The following is a 16460-nucleotide window of genomic DNA, read 5'->3' on the forward strand; positions in this document are numbered from 1 at the left end:
TTGTCTAGCGAGTCGTACCGGCGACCTTGGGCAGCGCGCCACCGGCGGCGGCGTTGCGGTCTGGCCGGAAGTTGCGGAAGTCGACGCCTGGGATGTCCTTCACCAGGTCGATCTCATCCTCGATCTGCGCAGCCTCCCACTCCTCCGGACCGACCAGCGGAAGACGTACCCGCGGGCTCTGGATCCGGCCGAGGCCGTGCAAGATGTATTTGGCGGCGACGGTGCCGGGGACGTGGGTCATGACCGCGCGCACGAGGGGCTCGAGCTGCCGGTGCGCCGCGGTGGCCGCGGCGAGGTCGCCGGAGTTCACCGCGTCGACCATGTGTCGGTAGGGCGTCGGCGCGATGTTGGCCGTGACGCCGATGAGGCCGGTGCCACCGATGGCGAGCGTGGGCAGTGCGTTGGCGTCGTCGCCCGCGAAGTACATGAGGTCCGTCTGGTTCATGACCCGGCTCACCTCGCTGAGGTCGCCCTTGGCGTCCTTCACCGCGAGGATGTTCGGGTGCTTTGCCGCACGCAGGATCGTCTCGTAGGTGATGGGGATGCCGGTTCGCCCCGGGATGTCGTAGAGGATGACCGGCAGATCCGTGGAGTCGGCGATCATGCGGAAGTGGGTGAGCACGCCGGCCTGGGTGGGCTTGTTGTAGTACGGGGTGACGATCATGTTGCCGTCGGCACCCGCCTGCTCGCTCTTCTTCGCGAGCTCGATCGCGTGGGCCGTCTCGTTGGATCCACCACCGGTGATGATCTTCGCGCGCCCGCCAGCGACGGCTTTGCCGACCTCGACGAGCTTGACCTTCTCCGGGTCCGTCAGCGTCGACGTCTCACCCGTGGTGCCGGTGACGACGATGCCGTCGGCCCCTGCGGTCACGACGTCGTCGATGTGTCGCTCGACGGCCTTCCAGTCGACCTCGCCGTCGGCGGTGAACGGCGTCACCAGGGCGACGAGGACTTGACCGAAGGGGTTCTCTGCACGCGACACCCTCTCAGGCTATCGGGTTTCCCTCTTGCGGGTCACCACCCGCACGGCCGTCACCTCGCGTCACACGGGCTCAGGGACCGGCACCCGGAACCTATGCTGACGGACACCATGTCCCCGCTGCCCGCCCTCTCGCTGATCCTCGTCCTCGTTCTGTCCGCGACGGCGGTGGGTCTGGTCGTGCGTGCACGGAGCGGGCGTGCGTCGCACCGCACCGACGGGGACCGACTCTCGTCGGCGGCACTCGGGACGACCACTCCGCTCGGCCGATCGGCCACCCTGGTGCAGTTCAGCACCGAGTTCTGTGCCCAGTGCCCCGGGACCAGACGACTGCTGCACGAGCTGGCCGACGGGGAGGCGGGCGTGGGCGTCCTCGACGTCGATCTGACCCACCGTCCCGACCTCGCGGACCGCTTCTCCGTCCTGCAGACGCCCACCGTCCTCCTCCTCGACCGCGCCGGGATCGTGCGCGGTCGGTTCTCCGGGGCCGCACGCCGTGCGGTGCTCGCCGGCGAGCTCCGATCCGTCCTCGGGAGACCAGCATGACCTCGAATCCTCCAGCAGCACAGCCGACCGGCATCGACCCGCGCAGCCCGCGGTTCGGCGCGACCGTGACCGCCGTGCTCCTCCTCGTCGCCGTCTTCCTCGCGCTGACGGCGCCGCTCGCCGACACGCTGCCCGCGCGGGCCGGCCAACCGGCCTTCGTCCTCCTCGTCGTCGTCGCAGCCCTGTTCGCGTGGGGCGCGTTCGCCGGGATCCGACGCCACCCGTACGGCATCGTGTTCCGACGCCTCATCCGCCCGATGCTCGGCCCGCCCGTCGAACTCGAGGCACCCGAACCACCGACCTTCGCGCAGGGCGTCGGGCTCGTGGTGGTCGCGATCGGACTCGTGCTGCACCTCGTCGGGTTGCCGGGATCCCTCGCCGTCTCCGCCGGTGCCGCGTTCGTCGCCGCCTTCCTCAACGCGGCGTTCGGGTTCTGCCTCGGCTGCCGCCTGTATGTGCTCCTCCTCCGCGCCCGCCTCATCGGACGACCAGCGTGACGGTGGCCTGAAGCACCTGTCGACAGCGTTTGTCGACGGGGTGACCGCCCAGGTCGATCCGGTTAGGCTGACCCCACGAACACCAGCGCCGATGCGCTCCTGCACGGCCCGACGATGGAGGTTGCACCATGGCGGTAACAAGCGAAGCCACGACGGTCTGGAACGGCACGCTCTTCGAGGGATCCGGGCACACGAGCCTCGACACCTCCGAGGCGGCCGAGTTCGCCGTCGACTGGAAGGCACGCTCGGAGGGCTCCAACACGACGACGACCCCCGAGGAACTGCTCGGGGCTGCTCACGCCTCCTGCTACTCGATGGCGTTCGCCAACGAACTCACGAGCGCCGGATTCCCGCCGGAGCGCATCCAGGCGACCGCGGCGGTCTCCTTCACCCCCGGCACCGGCATCACCGGCAGCCACCTGCTCGTCAGCGCGGTCGTACCCGGCATCTCCGAGGCCGACTTCGAGCGCATCGCCACGGCGGCGAAGGAGGGTTGCCCGGTCTCGCAGGCGCTCGCCGGCATCCCGATCACCCTCGAAGCCAGCCTCGCGTAACCACCACCGTCCAGCAGCACGAGCAGGAAGGCGACGCGCATGCGCATCGTGATCGGCGGAGCCTCCGGGCTCATCGGAACGGCGCTTGGGCGCTCCCTCGAGACCGACGGCCATGACGTCGTCCGGCTCGTACGACGTCCGGCGCGTGGTGCCGGAGAAGCGGAGTGGGATCCGCTGGCAGGCGTGCTGGATCCAGCGGTCCTGAGCGGCGCCGACGCGGTCGTCAACCTCTCCGGTGCCTCCCTCGGCAAGCTGCCGTGGACGGCGGCCTACCGGTCCACGATCCTCTGGTCACGACTCAGCGCCACCCGGACACTCGTCGACGCCATGAATCGGGCGGAGCAGCCACCGGCCGCCTTCCTCAGTGGTTCGGCGGTCGGGTACTACGGCGACCGTCCCGGAGAGACCCTCACGGAGGACTCCTCCAGAGGGACCGGATACCTCGCCGACGTCGTCGTCGCCTGGGAGGACTCGGCGCTCGCGGCGCCCGACGCCGTCCGCACCGTGCTGCTCCGCAACGGTATCGTCGTCGACCTGGCAGGCGTGCTCAAGCCGCTGGCACCGCTCACCCGGTTCGGGGTCGCCGGTCCGCTCGGTTCGGGCCGCCAGTTCTGGCCGTGGATCGGGCTGCAGGACGAGGTCCGGGCGATCACCCACCTCCTGACCTCGACGCTCTCCGGACCGGTGAACCTGTGCGGTCCGCAGGCCGCCCGTGCCGACGACCTCATGTTCGAGCTCGCCAGACGGATGAACCGGCCCTATCTGCTCCGCGTCCCGAAGTTCGCCCTCAAGGCGCTCCTCGGCGACGCCGCCGACGGACTGCTGCTGAGCGATCAGCGCGTCGAACCTCGTCGGCTCCTGGACGACGGCTTCACGTTCAGCACGCCGACCGTCGAGCAGGCGTTGGCCGAAGCACTCGCCCGGGACTGAACGACGGGACGCCGTCGCTCCGGTCAGCTCCGCGAGAGCCGGATCGCCTGCCGGATGGCCTGCCGTGCTCGGCGGCGGTCTCCGGCACCGTCGTAGACGAGTCCGAGGCGGTACCAGGATCGCCAGTCGTCGGGAGCGGCCTCGGCCGCGTCACGGTACTTCGGGAACAGCTCGTCTGCGGCATCACGCATCGGCCGGCCGCTCTCGCGGGTCTCGACCTGCTCGGGCGGAAGGCCGCCCTCGGCCTCGAGGCGGACGCCGAGGCGCTCGGCGCCCAACCCGAAGGCGATCTCGCGCCAGAGCGCCCAGACGCCGAGGATCGGCAGGACGACGAGCGCCGCACCCATGGCGATGCCGACAGGTTCGCCCGTGCCGAGGAGGACGACGGCACGGTACCCGACGAGGACGATGTAGAGGACGAGCAGGGCCGCGATGATCGCGACCATGACGCGGGTCTTCACAGGGCGCTGGCCGCCGCGGCTTGGCCGGAGACGTGCTCGGGCGCCCCCTGGGCGGGCCGCCGACCCGCCGGCCCTGGGCGATCGAGTCCGAGGTCGAGCAGACTGTCGAGACCGACGGTGACCCCCTGGGCGTCGCGGGCGGCCACGAGGGCGAGCCGGATGCCCCGCTCGTAGGACGCGGGCGAGATCGTGTCGTGCGTGATCGTGACGAGTTCGTCGACGCCACCGAACACGACCTCCTGGCGGGCGACGACACCCTGGAGCCGCAGGCTGTGGATCGGGATGCTCGAGACCTGCTGTCCCCTCGCCCGCTGGTCGGTGTGCGGGGCGGCGACCGGCCCACGGTCGCCTCGCGCGGCCATCATCAGCTCGGCGGTGCGCACGGCGGTCCCGGAGGGCGAGTCCACCTTCGTGTCGCGGTGGGACTCGATGATCTCGATCGAGTCGAAGAAGCGGGCCGCGACGGTCGCGAGACTCGTCGACAGGACGGACCCCAGCGAGAAGTTGGGGATGATGACGACGCCCTGCTCGGGCAGCTCGGCGAGCCGGCGGTCGAGTCGCTGGATACGCTCGGCCGACCAACCGCTCGTCCCGACGAGCACGTTGATGCCCTGAGCGACGGCGTGGTCGACGATCCGCTGGCTGACACCCGGGACCGTGACGTCGACGACGAGGTCCGCCCCGTCCATCTCGCTCAGCTCGCTCGAGGAACCGAGCGACGCGACCAGCTCGAAGTCGTCGAGTGAACCGATGATGCTGGTGAACAGTCGGCCCATCTTGCCGCTCGCGCCGGCCAGCGCCACTCGTGTCGTCATGCCCTCAGCTTACGTGCTGCCCGTCCGGGCGGAGGCGGGCCGCCCGGGCTAGACGATGTGCGGCTCGGGAAGACCCGTGCGGAGCTCCATCGGTAGGTGCGCGAGGTCGTTGTGGGTGATGAGGCTCCACGGACGCCCGGCACGCTGGTGCAGCACCGTCAGTCCGCCGTTGGCCTGGTTGATGCTCACCCAGCGCCATGCGGGCGCCTGGAGCGCTTCGCGGACGAGCCACCCGATGACGAAGTTGTGCGTGATGAGCAGCTCGTGATGGTCACCGCGCTTCGGCGAGAGGAACTCGGCGGCGGCGTCGGCCATCTGCGCCTCGCCCGCCTCGATCTCCGCTTCGGTGATCGAGCCGAAGAAGGGGTCGAACGCCGACGGCGTCTCCGGTGTGCGACCGCTCGGGACGCAGTCGAAGAGCAGTGACGACGGCTCCGGTGTGACCGCCGGCATCCGCTCGGCGATGATCTGGGCGGTCTCCGCGGCACGCTGCAACGGCGAGTGCCACGCCGCGGTCATCGGGACACCGCCGAGGCGCTCCGCGAGCAGCTGTGCCTGACGCCGACCGCGTGCCGACAGTGGTCCGTCGGGCAAGCCGTGCTCAGCGTGTTGCTGCTCGCCGTGTCTGACGAGATACAGGTAATGGGACATTCAACGCACCCCCGCGATGATCGGAGCGAAGGTGTCCTCGTCGACGGCTCCGACCGCCGACACCGTGATGGGCTGCGCGGCGAGGTGCTGCGCGAGCTGCTGGACGTCGTCCTGACCGACGGACTGCAGGCGACGGATGCTCTCGTCGAGGTCGATGAACTCGCCGAGGGTCAGCTCCGCTCGACCGAGGCGGCTCATCCGCGAGTCCGAATCCTCCAGCGCCAGCGCCGAGGCGCCGCTCAGCTGACCGAGCGCGCGCGACAACTCCTCGTCCGTCACACCGTGCTCGGCGAGCCGGTGGAGCTCGGCGAGCATGAGCTCGGCCACGGTCGCCGCCTTCGCCGTGGAGCAGGCGGCAGCGAGGCCGAAGACGCCGGCGTCCGAGTAGCTGCCGGCGAACGAGTACACGGAGTAGGCGAGCCCGCGCCGTTCTCGGATCTCCTGGAACAGGCGGCTGGACATGCCGCCGCCGAGGATGGAGTTGAGCATGCTCATGGCGAATCGTCGCTCGTCGCCCGCGATGAGGCCCGCTCCGCCGATCTGCAGGTGGACCTGCTCGGTGGGTCGGTGCACGACCGAGAGCGGCGATCCGCCGACGACGGCAGCAGGAGCGAGGGTCCGACGCGCGACCGGTGCGGCCACCGCGTCCGCCGGCCAGCCCGCTTGCACGAGCGCCCCCGACACCTGGGCGACGAGCGCGTCGTGGTCGACGGCGCCGGCCGCCGTCACGATGACGTCGTTCGCGCGGTAATTGGCTCGGTAGTGCGCCACGACGGCGTCCCGGCCGACCTCGATGATCGACTGCGGGTGACCGCCGATGGGACGCCCGAGCGGGTGCTCGCCGAGCACGCGCTCGAAGAACCGTTCGTTGGCGACGTCCCCTGGATCGTCGTCCATCATCGCGAGCTCTTCGAGGATGACGCCGCGTTCGTTCTCGAACTCCTCCGGGTCGAGTAGCGAGGAGGTGAGCATGTCGGTGATGACGTCCACCGCCATCGGCAGGTCGCGATCGCGCACCTTGGCGTAGTAGCAGGTGTGCTCCTTGGCCGTGAGCGCGTTGTGCTCGCCGCCAACGGCGTCGAAGGCGACCGCGATGTCGAGGGCGGAACGCGACGGCGTGCCCTTGAACAGGAGGTGCTCCAGGAAGTGCGTCGAGCCGAAGGTCGCCGGTCGATCGGCGGTCGCCGGTTGTTCGTCGCGGGAGCCGACGGCCACCCAGTAGCCGATCGTCGCGCTGCGGCTGCCCGGCATGTGTTCGCTCAGGATGCGCAGCCCGTTGGGCAGGACCGTCCGGCGGACGAGCGCGTCCCCGGATGCGGTGAACGCAAGCTCGGGACGAGTGAGCGGAAAGTCGACGGCGGCGTTCATCACCCCAACCATACGTCAGGTTCCCGGGCGTCGCGCGCGAGCGACCGTGCGCAGGCGACCGCCGGTCGACTCAGCGCAAGCGACCGGAGACGCGGTCGAGCTCGAGGATCTGCCCGCGGCTCAGCCGCACGTCGGCCGCCGCGATGAGCGAGTCGACGTGAGCCGGCTGGGACGCGCTCGCGATGGGCGCGACGACGCCGGGACGTGACATGGCCCAGGCGAGCGCCGCCGAGGCGACCGTGCAGCGGTTCTCCTCCGCGATCTCGTCGAGGACGTGCAGGACCCGCAGTCCACGGCGGTGGAGATGGGTCGCGGCGCGACTGCCGCGGGTGCTCGGGTCGAGGTCGGAGCGGGTGCGGTAGCGGCCCGTCAGGAAGCCGTTCGCGAGGGCGAAGTAGGGCAGGACACCGAGGTGCTGGGCCGTCGCGACGAGCGCGAGGGTACTCTCGTACGGCTCCCGGTGCATGAGGCTGTAGTGCGTCTCGAGCGCGACGAACTGGGTGAAGCCGCTCGCCGAGAGGATCCGTGCCTCCATCAGCCGTTCGGGGGTCGTGTTCGAGGTGCCGAGGTAGCGGACCTTGCCGGTCTCGATCAACCAGTCGACCGTCCCGAGGCTGTCGGCCAACGGGATGCTCGGGTCGTCGTCGTGGAAGGACAGCAGGTCGATGTGGTCGGTCTGCAACCGTTCGAGCGCCGCCTCGACCGCACGGATGATGCTCACCGAGCCGAGACCCGGGTAGTCGGGGTGCCGGCCGATCTTCGTCGCGACGACCATGTCGTCCCGGTTGCGGCGCTTCCGCATCCAATTGCCGATGAGGATCTCGCTGCGTCCGCCCGCGTAGCTGTCGGCGGTGTCCACCATGTTGCCGCCGGAGTCGTGGAACCGGTCGAGGATGTCCGACGTCGTGTCGGGGTCGACGGTCCACCCGAACACGCTGCCGCCGAGCACGACCGGGAAGACCGACAACTCGGAGTCGCCGATCGTGCGCCTCGGTGCCTCAGAAGGCTCGGGGTCCTGGACGGGCGTTGGGAAGGACGGGTGCGGGACGAGCTGCTCGGGACGCCGACTCGCGTCGTCGTCGACGCCGTCCGCTGCTCCGCCGACGAGAGAACTGCCACGGGTGCTCGACGAGCGCCAGAGGTGTGGCATCCCCTGCCCCTCTCTCGGTCCGCCGACCGGTGACGCGCTGCACCGTCGGGATCCGTGCGTGGAGCGACGGGCCGGTGCTTGCTCACCAGGCTAGAGGAGACCGGCGACTTCGGCTGGACGACATCACGACCGGGTGGCAACTGATTCGTAACGATTCCGCGTTCCACCCGGGGCGGCCTTTCGACGGGGCGACATCACCGTTCCTTGAAGTACCGGAAGAGCTGCTCCTCCTTCGTGAGCGCTACCCCGCCGATCACTCCACAAAGGACGGCGGGCACGGCGACCACGGCTGGTCGGATCGCGATCCCAGCGACCACTCCAAGGCCTTCCTGGGGCGCGATCTCCAGGAGCAGCAGGATGGCGGACACCGCCATCACTGCAGCGCCGACGGCCCAGCAGAGTGTTTCGCAGACGAGTTGCAGCACCTGCGACCCGACCGGCACCCCTGCATGACGCGCGGATGCCAATTCGATGCGGCGGGTTCGGGTCGCGACGAACCCGATTGCGGCGGCGATGACGATTCCGACGAGCGGCGCGAATCGAGAGAGACGCTCGGCGTACCGCGCGGCGCCGTCGAAGTGAGCGCCGAGCGTGCTGTTGAGCTGCGCGAGCCGTGGCGGCGATGCATCCGTTGCCCCAGCCCCTGGGAGGAGGACGGTGCGCAGCGCATCGGTCGACGATTGCGACTGCGGCCAGGTGTCGATCCAACATTCGTCGAACGGGCCGATCGCCGCTGTCGGAGCAATGAGCGCGTATCCGAGGCCAAGCCGGCGGCCGTCCTCCACGGAGGTAAAAACGGCTCCGACCTCGACCGTGCCGCTCATCAACGGGAGCTTGTCACTGGCATCGAGTTCGAGGGCATCTGCGAGCGCGGCCGAGACGAGCACGCCACGGTGGGGGCGCGGCGCATCGAGCGCAACGAAACCGGAGAAACCCGGACTGACCTCGAACGTCGGTACGGACGAACTCGGAAGCGCCAGCAGGCGTTCGTTCTCAGTCGACGGCCTCATGGCTCCCGCAGCGTCGATGCCTGGGATCGTCGTGAGCCGGTCGCAGGCTGGCCCGTCGATCTGTTGGGGGGCGATGTAGACCAGGGTCGCCCCACCCGCACGTCGGTAGACGTCGGCAGCAGTCAGGAGTTGGGACATCGTGCCGATCTCAGCCAAGCCCAGCACAAGGACGACGGCGAACAACACACAACCGAGCATCGTCGCCTTCGTCGTGCCGGACTGCACGTCGAGCGCTGCTTCTCGGAGGGTCGATGCCCACCTCATCGCGCTGCACCGAGTGCGATCTCGTCAGTGCATGCATCGCGCGTGCGCTCATCGTGCGTCGCGATGACGACGATGGTCCCGTCGGATGCGATCGACCCGATCGCCTCGTTCACTGAGACGGCCGTGCGCTGGTCCAGCTGAGCGGTCGGCTCGTCCACTAGCAACAGGTGGGGATGCGTCGCAAGTGCGCGGGCGAGCATCAGGCGCTGCGCTTCCCCGCCCGAGAGGTGTCGAAACTGACGCAGGCTGACTCCGGCGAGACCCACCGTCTCGAGGTCGGCGAACGCGCTCTGCCAAGCATGGTCGTGATCCGCGCCGCGCGCGAGGTAAGGGAGCGCGACGTGGTCGAGAGCAGTCCGTCTCGCAACTCCGTGCGGATTCTGGAACACCCAACTGGTCACCGCGACGTCCTCGCGCACGATCACACCCTTCGTCGGGTGCAGCCAGCCGGCGAGCAGACTGAGCAACGTGCTCTTGCCCGAACCGGATGGCCCGGTCACCGCGTACACGCGCCCCGGTACCAAGCGGAACGAGAGGTCTTCAAACAGCCAGTCGCCCTGTGGGAAGCGCAGGGACAGGCCCTCGGCCGTCAACCGCATGGTCGACCGGGAGGGAGCCGAACATCGACTACCACGACCTCGGCGTCTGCTGGCACAACGACGTAGCTCTGACCGAGACCTGATCCGACGACCTCGACGACGACGGTGTGACCGGCACTGGAGATACACCCCGTCGAACCGTCTAGTCCGAAGACCGCAGCGGGTGGCACGGTGGTCACCGTCACCGGCGATGCGAGCTCAAGGTCGACGATGAAGTCCGTGCCATCGTCCGCTGCAACCCAGGCTGCGAATTCAGACGACCGGCCGAGCTCGTGAAGTGCTGCAGGATCCGCGATGGCCCCCTGATCGTCCACCGCAACCCGGACTTCGCCGGCGACGATGACCCGTGGGCCAGGAGCGAGCGTGTCAGGTAGCGCGGCGACACGTGCACTGGCGATGACCGGCGGTGCAACGAACAGCGCGTCATCCGGCGCGACGGATGCACCGAGAACTGTCGGACAGCTCGTGATCGCCGTCGCAGGTGCGGGGATCCAGACGAACGCCGCCCGAGGTATGACGCTCCAGTCGCTGCTGTCCACGCCGTTGCGCTGCGCGAGGTCGCGAGCCGCGCGCAGGGTCAGAGGGCCGAACTCGCCGTCGGCATCCAGCGAGTAGCCCAGTCGATTCAGCTCGGTTTGGAGGCCTCTGACATCGCTTCCGACGGAGTCCGGTGCGAGGTCCCGCCACAGCGGCGCGCCCGACGCGAGGTAGACCAGCGACCGCCCGTTGATCGCTATGCCCGATTCACCGGACTGCGCCTCGCCGCCGACTGCGCAGCTCGTCCGCGTGATGAATCCGCCTACCGGCGTGACGATCTCACCTGCGACTGGGTCTCAAAAGCGAGCGTGACGCTGCGTACGTCGAGGTACTTCGTGCTGGTCACGGGTACCTCGCCTACCGGGACCGCCCCGCCGATCGCCGGCGGCGCAGCCTCGGGACGAGCGACCCCGACGACCGTCACCCCGAGGAGAGCTCCCAGCACGAGCAGCGAGGGGATCATGAGCCACACGGACGGCGGAAGCCGACGACGAGCGCGGTCGTCATTCAAGGAGACCCAATGGGTCGCGGATGCAGGACCCGAACACTGGGTCATCGTTGTCGAATGGGAGTGATTCCTGCTTCGCATCTGAGGCGAGGTCCTCGCCGGAGTACCCGGGTTCGACGAGCCCCGCATCGACCAGACATGCCGCGATAATGGCGTCTTCATCGCGCGCATCCGGATTGCGGGCAAGATCGCGGCGCAGACTGCTGACCGCGTAGAAGTCCGGCGTGCACGCGTCCAGCGCTGCGTCCGAAGCGGCGTCCGGCTTCGGCATGTCTGGGAGCGCGATCGCGCCGTACGCATCGTCGAGCGTCACCCTCACTCCCCTGTCCTGCATGCAGCCGATAAACGCGTCGCTGGTCTCCGCCCATTCGGCGTCGGAGATCGCACCATCCTCGAGGATCGCTCGGACAACGTCACTGCCAGCTCGATATGTGTCCGCGAACTCCGACGCCCACGGTCCCGTGAACTCCGGCACGCCTCCGGCACTCCCGGCAACGATGTCTGACGGTCCGAAGTCTGCGGCGCACCCGTTCGACGCAAACAACATGAGCGCTGCGAATACGGGGACGGTCCAGAGCCTACGCATTGCGGTAGGAGTAACCCGTCGCACCATCCCAACACAGCTGCTGTTTGGACCACTGCCCGGCGCGAGCGGGATTCCCGAGATGTGTACTCGACCCGAACGAAACGTGCACGATATTCAGGCACGTGGCGTTCTTCCCCTGCCACATGCTCAGATTGTCGACCCTGCAGGCAGCCTGCGCTGGAGCCGCGGCAGTCAGCGATACGCCCGTGACCAGAGCCGCCATCGCGACAAGACCGAACAGCTTCTTTTTCATCTCAACCGCCGTTGTTCCTGAAACGGCAGCCCATTGAGATAGGCCGCCGTCGGCCCGATTTCGAGCCAGGTCCAACATATCCAAAATCTAAGATATGAGCAGTCGGCATCTTGGGGGACGGGGCAAGGCTCAGCTCCCAGAAACCTCCCCGGCACGCGCGAGAAGTGCGCGTGCGTGCCTGAGGAGCGGCTCGTCGACCATGCGCCCGGCATGCCGGAAGGCGCCGATGCGGTCGGCGGCAGCCGCCAGTAGCTCCCTCGCCGCGCGCACTGCCTCGGGGTCCGGACGGTAAGCGGCCTGGATGATCGGGACCTGCGCGGGATGGATGCACGCCGTCGCAACGAAGCCGACCGCACTCGCATCCTCCGCCTCTACCGCAAGCGACGCTCGGTCATTGAGGTCGAGATGGACGGCATCGATCGCGGCGACACCGGCGGCCCCCGCTGCGAGCAGGACGTGCGATCGAGCGGCGCCCACGACGTCGCGGTAGCGTCCGTCAGAGCGCCTGCTGCTCGTGCCGCCGAGTGACGCCACCAGGTCCTCAGCGCCCCACATCACGGCGACGACCGAGTCGTGCGCGACGATCGATTCGGCGCGCACGACTCCGGCGGCCGTCTCGCATAGCGCGACGATCGCAACCCCCGGCAGGGCGCGGGCCAGGTCGTCGAGCTGCGCGACGCTCTCGGTCTTCGCGAGCATCACCGTTCGATAAGCCGTTGTCGCCACGGCGGCGACGTCGGCCGCGAAGTCCGGGCCATCCGCTGGATTCACCCGCACGATCGTCAGGAGCGGGTCCAACGGATGCTCCACCATCGCTCCGCGACCGATCGCCTTGCGCGCCGCATCGACGGCGTCCTCGAGATCGAGGATGACGGCATCCGCACGCTCGGCCGCTTTCGCGAAGCGATCCGGACGGTCTGCTGGGACGAAGAGGATCGCCGGCCCCAGGTCGAACGCCGCGGCGCCGGTCACGATGCACCCGAGCACTGGACGAGCGTGCTCCTGGTCGCGGTCGCGACGACGACGCCGTCCTGGTTCCGACCCGTGTGGAGCAGGGTGACGACACCCTCGCCCGGCCTCGACGACGACAACCGTTTGGCCGTCACGAGCGTCTCGGCGTACAGCGTGTCGCCGTGGTGCATCGGGTTCGGGAAGGCGATGTCGGTGAAGCCCAGGTTCGCGACGATCGTCTGCTCGGTGAGCTGTGCGACCGACAGCCCCACGAGCGTCGAGAGCGTCAGCATCGAGTTCACGAGCCGTTCCCCGAAGGGCCCGGTCGCAGACCACGCGGCATCCACGTGCAGCGACTGCCCGTTCATCGTGAGCGTCGAGAACAGGACGTTGTCAGCTTCCGTGAGGGTGCGCCCGGGGCGATGGCGGTAGGTCGCACCCACCACGAACTCCTCGAAGTACAGACCTCGCTGCTCGATCACGGGGCCGGACGACGTCTCGGACGAATCGGTCATCATGACCTCACGACGCGAAGCCGAGTTCGCGGGCGATGATCATGAGCTGCACCTCGGTGGTGCCCTCACCGATCTCGAGGATCTTCGAGTCCCGGTAGTGCCGCGCCACCGGGTTCTCGTTGAGGAACCCGTAGCCGCCGAAGATCTGGGTCGCGTCACGGGCGTTGTCCATCGCGGCCTCCCCGGCGACCATCTTCGCGATCGAGGCCTCCATCTTGTAGGGCGCTCCCCGGAGCATGCGCGACGCGGCGTCGTAGTAGGCCTGCCTGGCGGTGTGGACCCGCGCCTGCATCTTCGCGATCCGGAAGGCGATCCACTGGTTGTCACCGATCGCCCGACCGAACACGACCCGCTCCTTGGCGTAGCGGATCGCCTCCTCGAGGCACCCCTGGGCCGCTCCGACGGCGAGCGCGGCCACAGCGATCCGTCCACCGTCGAGCGCCGTGAGGAAGTTGGCGTACCCGCGCCCGCGCTCGCCGAGCAGGTTACCCTCCGGCACGCGGACGTCCTCGAACCGCAGCGGGTGGGTGTCGGAGGTGTGCCACCCGACCTTGTCGTAGGGCGGTAGCGCGGTGAAGCCCGGCGTCGGGACCGGCACGAGGATCGACGACAACTCCTTCGTCACCCGGCCGTCGGATCGGACCCGCTCCCCCGTGACGGCCGTGACCGTCACGAGACTGGTGATCTCGCTCCCGGAGTTGGTGATGAACTGCTTCGTGCCGTTGATCACCCACTCACCGTCGACGAGCTCGGCGGTGGTCTCCGTCGCGCCTGCATCACTGCCGGCACGCGCCTCGGTGAGGCCGAACGCGGCGAGCGCCTGCCCGCTCGCGAGCTGCGGGATCCATTCCTCGCGCTGGGCGTCGGTGCCGTACAGGTAGATCGGCATGGCTCCGAGGCCGACGCCGGCCTCGAGGGTGACGCCGATGCTCTGGTCGACGCGTCCGAGCTGCTCGACGGCGAGGCAGAGCGCGAAGTAGTCCATCCCCCCGCCGCCGAGTTCCTTCGGGAACGGCAGCCCGAAGAGTCCCAGCTCCCCCATCTGCGCGATGATGTCGTACGGCAGACGCCGTTCCGTGTCGTACTGATAGGCGGCGGGCGCGACGACCTCGTCGGCGAACGCCTTGACCGTGTCGACGATCCGCTGGTGCTCGGGGCTGAGCTCGGTGTTCATGCTGATGCTCCGTTCGTGGGTGCTGCATCGGTTGGGGCTGCGTTGAGGCGTGCTGCGACGGGGTCTGCGGCGATCGTCGCAACCGATTGACGGGTGGCGACCGTGCCACCCGTGGCGACGTGGAGGGTGACCGTGCCGTCGGTCGTGGCGGTGAGGAGGTGCTCCATCTTCATCGCTTCGACGGTGACCAGCGGCTGACCGGCGGTGACGGCGTCGCCGCTCGTGACGTGCACGGCCGTGACGGTGCCGGGCATCGGCGTCCGCACCTCCGGATCGACCGCACCGGCCGCAGTCGGATCCCCGCCGGCTGGGAGCGCCTCACGCGGGAGCACCTCGACCACACTGATGGCACCGTCGAGCGCGATCCATCGTTCGTTTCCCACGCGCACGGTCTCCAACGGGGTGCTGACACCGTCGTGCTCGAACCGCAGGGTGCCGTCCGACCGGCTGAGGACCGCGGCCCGGGTCGGTGCCGCGTCATCGACCGAGACGCTCGCGTCGTCGCTCGGCCCACGCACCTCGATGCGGACGATGCGTCCGTCCTCACGACGCAGGTGCTGTCGCGTCGGTGCTGCCGCGCCGAGGCGCCACCCACCCGGATCCGACCACGGCGTCCCGAGTCCGGCGGTCCGCGCTGCGGCCTCGAATCGTCGGTCGTCCGTTTCGGCGAGCGCCACTGCGGTCAGGACCCGCTCGGACGTCGCGGCGGACGGGATGTCGTCGAGCAGGTCGGCGATGAGACCGGTGTGCAGTCGTCCCGCGACGACGTCCTCGTCGGCGAGGAGCCGCCGGAGGAAGCCGAGGTTCGTGCGGACACCGAAGACCACCGTCGCCGCGAGCGCGGCGTCGAGTCGCCGGAGCACGGTCCCGCGATCCTCGGCCCAGCACACGATCTTCGCGAGCATGGGGTCGTACCACGGGCCGACGAACTGCCCGGCGGCGATGCCGCCGTCGACGCGGACGCCCGGCCCGTGCGGCAGACGCACCCGCTCGAGCACCCCGGTCTGGGGCAGGAAGCCGCTCGACGGGTCCTCCGCGTACAGCCGCGCCTCCACCGCGTGACCACGCAGGACGACGTCGTCCTGCGTCATCGCCAGCGGTTCACCGGCGGCGACGCGCACCTGCCACTCCACGAGGTCGAGCCCCGTGACGAGCTCGGTGACCGGATGCTCCACCTGCAACCGCGTGTTCATCTCGAGGAAGGCGAACTCGTCGGGTCGGTCGTCGGCGACGAGGAACTCGACGGTCCCCACCCCTCGGTAGCCGACGCTCCGGGCGACCGTGCAGGCCGCCTCGCCGAGTCGCGCCCGCTGCCGGTCGTCGATGAGCGGCGACGGGGACTCCTCCACCACCTTCTGGTGCCGACGCTGGAGCGAGCACTCACGCTCCCCGAGGTGCACGACCGCACCGTGGGCGTCCGCGAGCACCTGCACCTCGATGTGCCGGGGTCTCGTGACGAACCGCTCGAGGAGGAGCGTGGCGTCGCCGAAGGCCGCCTCGGCCACCCGGTGCGCGGAGGCGATGGCCGATGGGAGCTCCTCGGCGCACTCCACCACCTGCATCCCCTTGCCGCCGCCACCACCCGCCGGCTTGACGATGAGCGGGAAGCCGATGGCGACGCCGGCACGGACGAGTGCGTCGTCGTCGAGCGAGGCGTCGGCGACGCCCTCGATGATCGGGACGCCTCGAGCCGCGACGTGCTCCTTCGCCCGGATCTTGTCGCCCATGAGGACCAGGGCGCGCTCGTCCGGTCCGATGAAGACGATCCCGGCACCGGCGAGCGCCCTCGCGAGCGCGGGTTGTTCGGACAGGAAGCCGTAGCCCGGGTGCACCGCCTCGGCCCCGGTCGTGACGGCGGCCCGGACGACGGCGTCGACGTCGAGGTAGCTGTCCGCGGCGGGCGCGGGTCCCAGGCGGACGGCGCGGTCCGCGAGCCGGACGTGTGGGGCGTCGCGGTCAGCGTCGCTGAAGACCGCGATGCTCTCGATGTCCATCGCTGTGAGCGTGCGGATCACGCGACAGGCGATCTCGCCGCGGTTCGCGACGAGGACGGAGCGGAAGGGACGCGCGGATGCGTGGCCCGGCCGGTTCGGTGTCTGGATCGTCATGCCG

Annotated in this window: 19 protein-coding genes and 1 pseudogene; 4 read left to right on the forward strand and 16 right to left on the reverse strand. The window is 69.4% G+C overall.

The genetic code is table 11. The features are described 5' to 3' along the window. Positions 1-4 precede the first annotated feature (4 nt). Positions 5-982, reverse strand: coding sequence for a 4-hydroxy-tetrahydrodipicolinate synthase (gene dapA / locus ACLIME_RS06920; protein WP_124769516.1), 978 nt, complete (start codon positions 980-982; stop codon positions 5-7). A gap of 108 nt (positions 983-1090) precedes the next feature. On the opposite strand from dapA, the gene ACLIME_RS06925 reads away from it, so the two are divergent. From ACLIME_RS06925 to ACLIME_RS06940, 4 genes are all read left to right on the forward strand, one after another. Beyond that, on the forward strand, positions 1091-1525 hold the full coding sequence (locus ACLIME_RS06925) for a thioredoxin family protein (protein WP_411558500.1): 435 nt from the start codon (positions 1091-1093) through the stop codon (positions 1523-1525). Further along, positions 1522-2022 carry a DUF4395 domain-containing protein gene (locus ACLIME_RS06930; protein ID WP_411558501.1) on the forward strand — a complete coding sequence of 167 codons (501 nt, stop codon included), beginning with the start codon at positions 1522-1524 and terminating at the stop codon, positions 2020-2022. Before ACLIME_RS06925 ends, ACLIME_RS06930 begins: the two co-directional genes overlap by 4 nt. 128 nt (positions 2023-2150) lie before the next feature. Beyond that, positions 2151-2576, forward strand: a complete 426-nt coding sequence (locus ACLIME_RS06935; RefSeq protein ID WP_079707096.1) for an OsmC family peroxiredoxin — start codon at positions 2151-2153, stop codon at positions 2574-2576. Between the two features lie 39 nt (positions 2577-2615). Further along, positions 2616-3506, forward strand: coding sequence for a TIGR01777 family oxidoreductase (locus ACLIME_RS06940; RefSeq protein WP_411558502.1), 891 nt, complete (start codon positions 2616-2618; stop codon positions 3504-3506). 23 nt (positions 3507-3529) lie between these two features. On the opposite strand, the gene ACLIME_RS06945 is transcribed toward ACLIME_RS06940, so the two are convergent. The 15 genes and pseudogenes from ACLIME_RS06945 to ACLIME_RS07015 form a co-directional block, all read right to left on the reverse strand. Then, positions 3530-3952: a hypothetical protein gene (locus ACLIME_RS06945; RefSeq protein WP_197977658.1), complete on the reverse strand. Its 423-nt coding sequence runs from the start codon at positions 3950-3952 to the stop codon at positions 3530-3532. Positions 3953-3963: 11 nt separating this feature from the next. Further along, positions 3964-4782: a 4-hydroxy-tetrahydrodipicolinate reductase gene (gene dapB, locus ACLIME_RS06950; protein ID WP_159879073.1), complete on the reverse strand. Its 819-nt coding sequence runs from the start codon at positions 4780-4782 to the stop codon at positions 3964-3966. 48 nt (positions 4783-4830) lie between these two features. Beyond that, the gene (locus tag ACLIME_RS06955) at positions 4831-5433 is read right to left on the reverse strand and encodes a histidine phosphatase family protein (protein ID WP_071262315.1); all 603 of its coding nucleotides are present in this window, start codon (positions 5431-5433) and stop codon (positions 4831-4833) included. Next, complete coding sequence (locus ACLIME_RS06960) at positions 5434-6801, reverse strand: M16 family metallopeptidase (protein ID WP_124769523.1); 1368 nt, start codon at positions 6799-6801, stop codon at positions 5434-5436. It abuts the gene before it with no gap. A 70-nt stretch (positions 6802-6871) separates the two neighbouring features. Further along, a complete protein-coding gene (locus tag ACLIME_RS06965) occupies positions 6872-7951 on the reverse strand; it encodes an aldo/keto reductase (RefSeq protein WP_079002693.1) in 1080 nt (359 codons plus the stop codon). Positions 7952-8145: 194 nt separating this feature from the next. Then, a complete protein-coding gene (locus ACLIME_RS06970; protein WP_124769524.1) occupies positions 8146-9186 on the reverse strand; it encodes a hypothetical protein in 1041 nt (346 codons plus the stop codon). Between the two features lie 35 nt (positions 9187-9221). Next, on the reverse strand, positions 9222-9824 hold the full coding sequence (locus ACLIME_RS06975) for an ATP-binding cassette domain-containing protein (RefSeq protein WP_079707104.1): 603 nt from the start codon (positions 9822-9824) through the stop codon (positions 9222-9224). Beyond that, positions 9815-10363 carry a hypothetical protein gene (locus ACLIME_RS06980; RefSeq protein ID WP_411558503.1) on the reverse strand — a complete coding sequence of 183 codons (549 nt, stop codon included), beginning with the start codon at positions 10361-10363 and terminating at the stop codon, positions 9815-9817. Before ACLIME_RS06980 ends, ACLIME_RS06975 begins: the two co-directional genes overlap by 10 nt. 57 nt (positions 10364-10420) lie before the next feature. Then, a pseudogene (locus tag ACLIME_RS06985) lies at positions 10421-10639 on the reverse strand (peptidoglycan-binding domain-containing protein); the annotation flags it as partial. A gap of 225 nt (positions 10640-10864) precedes the next feature. Further along, entirely contained in the window at positions 10865-11455 is a 591-nt protein-coding gene (locus tag ACLIME_RS06990) for a hypothetical protein (RefSeq protein WP_411558504.1), read from the reverse strand. Next, complete coding sequence (locus ACLIME_RS06995; RefSeq protein ID WP_411558505.1) at positions 11448-11786, reverse strand: hypothetical protein; 339 nt, start codon at positions 11784-11786, stop codon at positions 11448-11450. The genes ACLIME_RS06990 and ACLIME_RS06995 overlap by 8 nt, the downstream gene beginning before the upstream one ends. Positions 11787-11837: 51 nt before the next feature. After that, positions 11838-12680: an HpcH/HpaI aldolase/citrate lyase family protein gene (locus ACLIME_RS07000; protein WP_411558506.1), complete on the reverse strand. Its 843-nt coding sequence runs from the start codon at positions 12678-12680 to the stop codon at positions 11838-11840. Further along, positions 12677-13174, reverse strand: a complete 498-nt coding sequence (locus ACLIME_RS07005; protein WP_079707383.1) for a MaoC family dehydratase — start codon at positions 13172-13174, stop codon at positions 12677-12679. The genes ACLIME_RS07000 and ACLIME_RS07005 overlap by 4 nt, the downstream gene beginning before the upstream one ends. A 7-nt stretch (positions 13175-13181) precedes the next feature. Continuing rightward, the gene (locus tag ACLIME_RS07010; RefSeq protein WP_159879087.1) at positions 13182-14348 is read right to left on the reverse strand and encodes an acyl-CoA dehydrogenase family protein; all 1167 of its coding nucleotides are present in this window, start codon (positions 14346-14348) and stop codon (positions 13182-13184) included. Then, positions 14345-16456, reverse strand: a complete 2112-nt coding sequence (locus ACLIME_RS07015) for an acetyl/propionyl/methylcrotonyl-CoA carboxylase subunit alpha (RefSeq protein WP_411558507.1) — start codon at positions 16454-16456, stop codon at positions 14345-14347. The genes ACLIME_RS07010 and ACLIME_RS07015 overlap by 4 nt, the downstream gene beginning before the upstream one ends. Positions 16457-16460 lie beyond the last annotated feature (4 nt).

Origin of the sequence: Plantibacter sp. MPB07 (assembly GCF_046619465.1) — a bacterium.
GTDB classification, from domain to species: domain Bacteria; phylum Actinomycetota; class Actinomycetes; order Actinomycetales; family Microbacteriaceae; genus Plantibacter; species Plantibacter auratus.